The organism is Streptomyces chiangmaiensis (assembly GCF_036281785.1).
In the GTDB taxonomy this organism is placed as follows: Bacteria; Actinomycetota; Actinomycetes; order Streptomycetales; family Streptomycetaceae; genus Streptomyces; species Streptomyces chiangmaiensis.
In genome coordinates this window covers 1-504 of record NZ_JAYWVC010000772.1, presented here as the reverse complement: position 1 = coordinate 504, position 504 = coordinate 1, and the positions used below count along the sequence as shown (strand labels likewise).

1 pseudogene is annotated in these 504 nt (G+C 68.5%); it reads right to left on the bottom strand.

The annotated features are described in order from the left end of the window. Positions 1-386: pseudogene (locus tag VXC91_RS46855) on the bottom strand (hypothetical protein); the annotation flags it as partial. Positions 387-504: the final 118 nt, after the last annotated feature.

Here is a 504-nt window from a genome sequence, read left to right as displayed (position 1 = left end):
AGGGCGAGCAGTATCCACACCACGCGTCGTATCGCGGCGCGGACGCGCTCGATGCGCGCCGCCACCGGGCCGTCGATCGCCTCCAGGGTGCGGCGCAGGGTGCTGTCCGAGACCGGGCGCGGGAACAATCGCCGCCAGTGGTACTGGAGTTGCTCGGCCTCCAAGACGTTGGTGGCGCCGAGCATGATCGCGCAGGCGAGCATGACCAGGGCCTCGCCGCGGTCGCGCCAGGCCGGCCCAGTGCCCTGGGGCAGGGCTCGGGCCAGGGCCGTGGTCAGTCCGGTCTTGTCGGCGATCCTCCGCAGGAGCACGACGCCGGCGTGCCCCACGAGGTTGCGGTCGTCGGCCCGCACGCCGAGCCGGTGGTCCCAGCGGGTAGTCTTCACCTTCCGGGTGCCTCTTCCTCGCGACGTTCTTGATCTAGGAAATCCAGATCATCGCAGGTGAGAGGCACCTTCCTGTTGTCGGGGCGCCAGTTCTACTTCATAGCTGAATACATGAGGT